This window comes from Stenotrophomonas sp. P5_B8 (assembly GCF_054049855.1).
In genome coordinates this window covers 1-2,088 of record NZ_JBFULO010000551.1, presented here as the reverse complement: position 1 = coordinate 2,088, position 2,088 = coordinate 1, and the positions used below count along the sequence as shown (strand labels likewise).

General features: G+C 67.2%; 3 protein-coding genes. All 3 read right to left on the bottom strand.

All coding sequences use genetic code 11. The features are described 5' to 3' along the window. Window positions 1-425: N-acetyltransferase family protein (locus ACXJKH_RS19230; protein WP_457321771.1), on the bottom strand; the 425-nt coding region annotated here is incomplete at its 3' end. A 20-nt stretch (window positions 426-445) separates the two neighbouring features. Further along, window positions 446-784: a DNA primase gene (locus tag ACXJKH_RS19225; protein ID WP_457321769.1), complete on the bottom strand. Its 339-nt coding sequence runs from the start codon at window positions 782-784 to the stop codon at window positions 446-448. Window positions 785-813: 29 nt separating this feature from the next. After that, the coding region (aspS, locus tag ACXJKH_RS19220; protein ID WP_457321767.1) for an aspartate--tRNA ligase at window positions 814-2,088 on the bottom strand (1,275 nt) is incomplete at its 5' end.

The following is a 2,088-nucleotide window of genomic DNA, read 5'->3' as shown; positions in this document are numbered from 1 at the left end:
GCGTAGAAGCGCTGCGCGCCGAAGTTCTCCGACCACACGCCCAGCCACAGCGTGCGCGGGCCGTCGTGCTCGAGCCATTCCAGCGCCGTTTCCAGCAACCGGCTGCCCCAGCCGCAGCTCTGTTCATCCTTGACCAGGTACAGCCGCTTGAGCTCGCCGTCGCCGGGCTGCACCTCCGGATGCGGCAGGCCGCAGGGGCCGGCGGCGGCATGGCCGACAGCCACCCCGTCCCGTTCCAGCAGCCACACCGCATAGTCCGGGTGGTCCAGGATGATGCGCTGGCGATCCACCGCATAGGCTTCCTCGAGGAAGCCCTGCAGGTCCTGCGCCGGGTAGAGATGGCCGAAGGTCTCCACGAAGGTACGCGTGGCCAGCACCGACAGGGTCGGTGCGTCTTCGACGGTGGCACGACGGATGGTGTACATGGCGGGCTCCGGGGCAGGCCTCAGGCCTGGCTCCCGTGGGGGGCGTCTTCTTCCTCGTCGCCCTCCTCTTCTTCCTCGTCCTCGTACGCTTCCTCGTCGTCCTCGTCGCCTTCTTCCTCGTCCTCTTCGTCCTCGTCGAGGTCGTCTTCCTCGTCTTCCTCGTAGTCTTCCACGCCGAAGTCTTCGCCATCCCAGCGGCCTTCGCCGTCCTGGACGAAGGTCAGCGCCATGGCCGCCGGGTTGGTTCCCACGCGCACCAGCCAGCCACCGAATACGCGGGCGCGCTCGGTCACCAGGTTGGCGTCGGCGCCTTCATTGCCCAGCTTTTCCCACTCCAGCGAAAACGCGAACTCGCTCATTGCCTGGCTCTCCTGGTGAAAGGTACGGATCAGTTCTTGCGCGGGCGGACCTGGACGTGCACTTCGGCCAGCTGCTCGTCCGGGATCGGCGACGGGGCGCCGGTCATCAGGCACTGCGCGCCGGTGGTCTTGGGGAACGGGATGACGTCGCGGATCGACTCGGTGCCAGCCATCAGCGCGGCGATGCGGTCGATGCCGAAGGCGATGCCACCGTGCGGCGGCGCGCCGAAACGCAGGGCGTCCAGCAGGAAGCCGAACTTGCCCTCGGCCTCCTCGGCGCCGATGCCCAGCAGCTCAAACACCACGCTCTGCATGTCCGAGCGGTGGATACGGATCGAACCACCCCCGATCTCGTTGCCGTTGAGCACCATGTCATAGCCGCGCGACACGGCGGTCTTGGCGTTGGCGCGCAGGTCGGCAATGTCGTCCACCGCCGGGGCGGTGAAGGGGTGATGCAGGGCGACGTAGCGCTGGGCTTCGTCGTCGTATTCGAACATCGGGAAGTCGGTGACCCACAGCGGCGCCCAGCCGGCGGCGACCAGGTTGAAGTCCTTGCCGGCCTTCAGGCGCAGCGCGCCCATGAAATCGGACACCTTGTTGTAGCCGCCGGCACCGAAGAACACGATGTCGCCGTTGCCAGCCCCGACGTGGGCGACCAGTGCGGCGAAGGCGTCTTCGCTGAAGAACTTGGCGATCGGCGAGCTGACTTCGCCGTTGTCGGCGATCTTGATGTAGGCCAGGCCCTTGGCGCCGTACTTGGCGGCATGCGCGGCGTACTCGTCGATCTGCTTGCGGCTCAGCGTGGCACCGCCGGGAATGCGGAGCGCGGCGACACGGCCGTCGGCATCGTTGGCCGCAGCGGTGAACACCGGGAATTCACTGGTCTTGACCAGCTCGGCCACGTCGACCAGCTCCAGCGCGATGCGCAGGTCCGGCTTGTCCGACCCATAGCGACGCATCGCCTCGGCCCAGGTCATGCGCGGGAAGCTGGCGGCCAGCTCCACGTCGACCACTTCCTTGAAGATGGCGCGGATCATGCTTTCCACGAAGTCCTGCACGTCCTGTTCGCGGACGAAGGCGAACTCCATGTCCAGCTGGGTGAATTCCAGCTGGCGGTCGGCACGCAGGGCTTCGTCGCGGAAGCAGCGCGCGATCTGGTAGTAGCGGTCGAAGCCGGCCACCATCAGGATCTGCTTGAACAGCTGCGGGCTCTGCGGCAGGGCGTAGAACTCGCCCGGGTGCATGCGCGCGGGCACCAGGAAGTCGCGCGCGCCTTCCGGGGTGGCCTTGGTCAGGATCGGGGT

Bases quoted from the DNA above. Each gene is read 5' to 3' on its own strand.
- ACXJKH_RS19225 (WP_457321769.1), bottom strand. From the start codon at position 784: ATGAGCGAGTTCGCGTTTTCGCTGGAGTGGGAAAAGCTGGGCAATGAA.